6 protein-coding genes and 1 tRNA gene are annotated in these 5,037 nt (G+C 36.7%); 3 read left to right on the forward strand and 4 right to left on the reverse strand.

Annotated features, from left to right (window positions below):
* Nucleotides 1-51: 51 nt before the first annotated feature.
* A tRNA-Val gene (locus ACN1CN_RS22440) sits at nucleotides 52-126 on the forward strand.
* On the opposite strand, the gene ACN1CN_RS22445 is transcribed toward ACN1CN_RS22440, so the two are convergent.
* The 3 genes from ACN1CN_RS22445 to mobA all read right to left on the reverse strand — a co-directional run bounded on the left by ACN1CN_RS22445 (nucleotide 117) and on the right by mobA (nucleotide 2,363).
* Nucleotides 117-1,640 carry a recombinase family protein gene (locus tag ACN1CN_RS22445; RefSeq protein ID WP_419137873.1) on the reverse strand — a complete coding sequence of 508 codons (1,524 nt, stop codon included), beginning with the start codon at nucleotides 1,638-1,640 and terminating at the stop codon, nucleotides 117-119. The two genes, ACN1CN_RS22440 and ACN1CN_RS22445, sit on opposite strands and share 10 nt — an antisense overlap.
* The gene (locus tag ACN1CN_RS22450; protein WP_419137875.1) at nucleotides 1,624-1,779 is read right to left on the reverse strand and encodes a hypothetical protein; all 156 of its coding nucleotides are present in this window, start codon (nucleotides 1,777-1,779) and stop codon (nucleotides 1,624-1,626) included. Before ACN1CN_RS22450 ends, ACN1CN_RS22445 begins: the two co-directional genes overlap by 17 nt.
* A gap of 152 nt (nucleotides 1,780-1,931) precedes the next feature.
* The gene (mobA, locus tag ACN1CN_RS22455) at nucleotides 1,932-2,363 is read right to left on the reverse strand and encodes a conjugal transfer protein MobA (protein WP_419137877.1); all 432 of its coding nucleotides are present in this window, start codon (nucleotides 2,361-2,363) and stop codon (nucleotides 1,932-1,934) included.
* Between the two features lie 223 nt (nucleotides 2,364-2,586).
* Between mobA and ACN1CN_RS22460 the strand changes: the two genes are divergently transcribed.
* Nucleotides 2,587-3,270, forward strand: a complete 684-nt coding sequence (locus tag ACN1CN_RS22460; protein ID WP_419137879.1) for a nucleotidyl transferase AbiEii/AbiGii toxin family protein — start codon at nucleotides 2,587-2,589, stop codon at nucleotides 3,268-3,270.
* A 40-nt stretch (nucleotides 3,271-3,310) separates the two neighbouring features.
* Nucleotides 3,311-3,625, forward strand: coding sequence for a DUF6922 domain-containing protein (locus ACN1CN_RS22465; protein ID WP_419137881.1), 315 nt, complete (start codon nucleotides 3,311-3,313; stop codon nucleotides 3,623-3,625).
* Nucleotides 3,626-3,710: 85 nt separating this feature from the next.
* Here ACN1CN_RS22465 and ACN1CN_RS22470 read toward each other — a convergent pair whose 3' ends face one another.
* Nucleotides 3,711-4,127 carry a hypothetical protein gene (locus ACN1CN_RS22470; protein ID WP_419137883.1) on the reverse strand — a complete coding sequence of 139 codons (417 nt, stop codon included), beginning with the start codon at nucleotides 4,125-4,127 and terminating at the stop codon, nucleotides 3,711-3,713.
* Between the last annotated feature and the right edge of the window lie 910 nt (nucleotides 4,128-5,037).

Genomic DNA, 5,037 nt, shown 5'->3' on the forward strand with positions numbered 1-5,037 from the left:
TAGCTGTATATTTGCACTCGCAATCACAAACGATAGCAACCTAGTAAAATAGGGCGATTAGCTCAGCTGGTTCAGAGCACCTCGTTTACACCGAGGGGGTCGGGGGTTCGAACCCCTCATCGCCCACTTTGAGGGATTACCGAAAGGTTTTCCCTCTTTTTTTTGTATATAAGATATCCTTTTTCCTCCATTTTACTGGCATTACGAGAAAATATATCCAACATTGTAGGTGTTCGATATATACCCTCTTGGTAGTATAAGTTGCCATCGAACACCATGTTTACAAACTCACGTTTTTGAAGAGTGTTTGCACTGCTATAGACATGTCGTACATCACCCAGCAAATCCAAGTTACTATCCAGAATTTCGAAAGCTTTCCCATGATTTTTACTTAGTCTCTCTATTGCACCAGTAAGTGTCAGAATATGATCGCTGTAAGTCGAGTACCATCTTTCATAAGTATCCTTGTTTATTTCATCCTTAAACCATTTTTCTTCCACCGCATTTAATCGCTCTTGTATTTCTGCGAGTTCATGCTTTTTGTCTAAGGCTTTTTTCTGGTTTGCCTTTACTTCCTGTTCAATTGATAAGTAACTTCCATTTCTGATCTCCTTAATTTGTCTTTCAGGAACACTCATCAAATCACAGGCGTTTAAAAACTGCTCATGCGATTTTATCGCACTTATATTGTTATGCTTTGAATGCTTGCATTTATAATAGTAGAAGTATTTACCAGATTTACCACGTGAAGGCGCACCAGTCAATGGAGTTCCACAATGGCATTTTACAACACCCCTCAGTGGTATTTCATCATCAACGGTTACTTTTATCTTATCAGCCTTTTTCATTTTGGACTGTACCATTGTCCATGTAGTCTTATCAACAATTGGCTCATGAATAGCAGGGAAAAGACCTCCCGGCAAATCCTTAAATTGCTCAACCTTTACAAGCCCTGCATAAACAGGATTTGCCAGTACACGGTCAATAGCCATGTTCCCTTTTCTATCAAAACCAGACTGATAGGCCATTTCTTTGATTTTGTATAAGGGTACATCACGGAGAAACATCTCGTAAATTGATTGAACAATTTTAGCTTCTGTCTCATTTACTTCAAGATGGCGCTGTTTTCCTTCACCAACCTTGCTGTAGCCAAAAGGTTTCTCTCTGGTAAGGAAACGCCCTTCTTTGGCACGGGCAGTATAGAGTCCTCCACGAACTTTGATGCTCCTGTTGATATTGTCTTCTTCAGCTAGCAGTAATTGTAATCCTGCCCTGAAAAAGCTTCCAGGCGTATCATAATCAAAGATTATTCCTTCTGTAACGCTGATAATCTGGATGCCGTATTTTTTTTGGAATTGTTTCACCAGATTCATAGCTTCCCCTGCATCCCTGCTGAAACGATCAAGCTGATCCACAAGAAGGTAGTCCACAGATTTGTAATGTTTGGCAATAAATGCCTGAAGTTTTATAAAATCCGGGCGATCAAAAGTCTTGGCACTTTTACCTCTATCTATAAAAGAATCCACCAACTGAATATTGTTATACTGCAAATATTGATCTGTATACAATTCCTGTCTTTCAATTGAGCCATTGCTTTGTCCCAACTGGCTAAATCTTAAATATCTAATCGCCCTCTTCATATAATTCTTTTAATGTTAATGATACAATAATTTCAATCATTAAATTTACGAATTTTTGTTCTTTTTCTCTTTCTAAATCTTCATATATTTTTGATTTAATTTCATCATTTTCAAATAGTTCCTCCTTTAAAACTTCCATAACACACATTATTAAATTAATTTCGACACTGCGGTTCTCACAGTCTTACAACAAACTTAAAACGCAATGATTTATCTCTGCTATTTACTGTGTTATATGGAAGAGAATGACTGCATTTGGCTTTATTAAAAGTTTAAAACAATGGAAAATATTTATTTTTTAAGATGCTTTATTTCAAATTCCTCTGTTATCTGAATAATCTTTTTGGATAAAATAACTAATTCTATTGTCTGCTTTTCCAGCTTGTACAGATATGCCGAAGCTTTCTTTTCGGAAAATTTTTGATATAGAATCTTGACAACCTGATTGTAATTTACCCCGATTGCCCTAAACTGGCTGTAGAAAGAAGTCAGGCGCATATAATAGTCCATTGTCGCTTTATCGATCTTAATTGTTTTGATACTTTTTTGAAAAATGCACGCCGTCATAAAGTGTGCCATTACATTCATTCCAGACTGTTCAAACAGGGACAGGAAGCGGGCATTTTCTTCTGCAGTAAGACTGATGGAATAGCGGTGGACGGCGGGATCTATTTTGGAAGGTCTGCCTCCTTTATGACTATTGATTTTGCGGTTATTTTCCATAGCTATTATTTCTTGTGCCTTTTAAAAAATTTAAAAAGCAATAGTAGCTTATTACTTGCAGTGACAATCGGATATGGAAGGATTGGGTAGCATTTGGCTTATACTGTCCAACTTTGAATTATGCATCTGACATTTGAAAGCAAAGCAAAGCCAAGTAAAGCCATTGGAGGACACTTTGGAATAACGCTCCGTTTTCGAGATTAATTTTCCGAAAACGAAAATTATGCTACACAAAGAAACAGTCAGCCAAGAGATGTGGGAACTGCTCCAAATGCTGATGAAAGATGAAATGCTGAATGATTTTAATCTCGTCGGCGGGACTTCGCTGAGTCTTCAGATCGGACACCGTTTAAGTATTGATATTGACTTGTTCACTGTAAAGGATTTTGATGTCCTGGCCATGTTAAGCCACCTAAAAAAATCACATTCTACTTTAAAGGTCGAAAATATAGATACAAATACGCTAATGATAAAAATAGGCAGTATAAAGGTTGATATCCTAACCCATAAATATGCCTGGCAAAGACCCGTACAGACAATCGAAAATGTGAGGTTAGCATCCATACTGGACATCGGAGCGATGAAACTTCATGCAATCTTTCGAAACGGCACAAGAATTAAGGATTTTGTAGATATGTATTTCCTTTTAGATCATCACCCGCTGAAGAAGTATTTGGAATCTTATCAAAGAAAGTACAATGGAGATCCTGCCTTAGCTCTTGTTGGATTAACTTTTTTCGACAACATTATAAAAGAATTTGGCGTTAAGATGCTCAAAGGTAAAGAACACAAATGGTCAAAAATATCAGACAGATTAAAACAAGCTTCGCTAAATCCTGCCAAGGACTTTGCAATACCTAAAATACCTCCTCCAAAAAGGAGCAAAGGAGGAGGATATAAGCGTTAAAGGCTTGGTTAATTAAAAACAATTCATTAAATTTAATGCTATGAATCTAAAAGATAAAACGCCGGCACCTGATTTTGAATCCAGCTTTTTTTGGGATACAGATATAGACAAGCTTAACTGGCAGAAAGCTTATAAGGCAGTTATTGCCCGTATCGTAGAACGTGGCGGTCAGCAGGAAATAGATGAGCTTGTGCGTTTCTATGGATATGATAAAGTAATTAAGGCAGTCCGTGACGAGATTTATTTTCTCCCCAATTATGCCATTGATCGAGCTTTAAGATTCTTTCCTGAACTTAAAAAGGAAGAATTGTACTGTTACCTGAACCGTAAGGACAAGCCGTATCACTGGATATAGTACTTCGGACAGGCAGGACATTTAAATTTTGTACTACATCCCTAACTTGGGTTTTCTTGATTTATTTATTGCCTGTTCCTTAATCCTACGATTGATTGAGCGCAGTATTGTTAGACTGGCTTGTTCGCTGGCTTAGTGATTTGTTTTGGCTGGGACTCTCAACAGCCCCCTCAGGATTATTTACATGGCAAAAAACCGTTTTTACCGGGCCAATCAGATCCGAAGGCTTTTGAGGCTCTTTTTCATTTTCCTCAATTTTTATAAACAATAGCCTGCCCAAGAGTTTTCCCAATTCTGATTTGGTCGGATTTTTAAGCTGTCTCAGAAAATTCGACAGAAAATTGAAAATCACGTCTCCGCTTTTATCTACCTGCATAAAGGGCCTTTTCTCACTTTGGTTACCTTTTTTAATTTCTTTCTTTTTTTCGCCTTCAGGTTTTGGTGGTGTCAACGGCCTTTTCTTATTTTCCTGAAGTTCTTTTTTTGCGTCTTCCTTTTTCATGATTCCTGATTTTGCGACAGAAGCCACCCATTTGGCTTATACATTTCCTATTGCGACACTTCGTGGCTTTAATTGGCTGAATGTGGCGGGTATTGAATTGCCGAGGCTTTGAACGGGTTGGATTTTATATTTTTAATAAGCATTTAAACGAGAAATAATAAAAAGAAAACCAAAGTAGTGCGGGATAGCTTGGCCAGCCAAAAGACTACGGCATAATATCTTGCTCGTCCCTCACAAGCCACCCTTCGGGACTTATTCCGTTTCCTTTTGGCCGATCTGCATCCCGTCCTTTCAAACTGCTTTCTTTTTCTTTTTTCCGTTTTTCTGTTTTCTTTGGAAAAATATTATTTTTCTTGGTTTGTCTATAGGTTCACTCATTCTTGTGAGCCTTGGCAGAAATGTGTCTGCAAAAATCTAAGGATTTGCATAAAAGCATTTTTAAAGTTTTAAAAGCATTTATATTTAATGTTTCGTTTTTGCAAAGTATGCAAAACTGCTATATGCTTATACAATTGAATACCCGCATACACAAATACATGATTACGTAATTGCATATATACATGCTTACCTGTCTGCATACACAAATTATATAGCTATGAATTAATCATTCCGATAACACCACTACAGGTCTATCTTAAATAACAATTTATAATTATGCTTGTACAGTTAAGAAAACATAGACTGTATATCTCTAAAATAAATAAGTTAAAAGTCATTCCAAAAAAAAAGGCATCAAGCCCTTTTCATTAATAATGCCATATGTAATAATGTGTTCATCAGAACACGGCATCCTAAGTTATATCCAAATAAAAAATGAAAAATATTATGATGAACCAAAAAAATATTGAAACAAGCGTTTGTGAGACGAAATTAAAGGGCATAAGAAGTCAATCGGAAGATTATTGTCATC

This window comes from Flavobacterium sp. T12S277 (assembly GCF_048514875.1).
Lineage (GTDB): Bacteria > Bacteroidota > Bacteroidia > Flavobacteriales > Flavobacteriaceae > Flavobacterium.

Bases quoted from the DNA above. Each gene is read 5' to 3' on its own strand.
- ACN1CN_RS22450 (WP_419137875.1), bottom strand. From the start codon at position 1,779: ATGGAAGTTTTAAAGGAGGAACTATTTGAAAATGATGAAATTAAATCA.
- ACN1CN_RS22460 (WP_419137879.1), top strand. From the start codon at position 2,587: ATGCTACACAAAGAAACAGTCAGCCAAGAGATGTGGGAACTGCTCCAA.
- ACN1CN_RS22470 (WP_419137883.1), bottom strand. From the start codon at position 4,127: ATGAAAAAGGAAGACGCAAAAAAAGAACTTCAGGAAAATAAGAAAAGG.
- mobA (WP_419137877.1), bottom strand. From the start codon at position 2,363: ATGGAAAATAACCGCAAAATCAATAGTCATAAAGGAGGCAGACCTTCC.
- ACN1CN_RS22445 (WP_419137873.1), bottom strand. From the start codon at position 1,640: ATGAAGAGGGCGATTAGATATTTAAGATTTAGCCAGTTGGGACAAAGC.
- ACN1CN_RS22465 (WP_419137881.1), top strand. From the start codon at position 3,311: ATGAATCTAAAAGATAAAACGCCGGCACCTGATTTTGAATCCAGCTTT.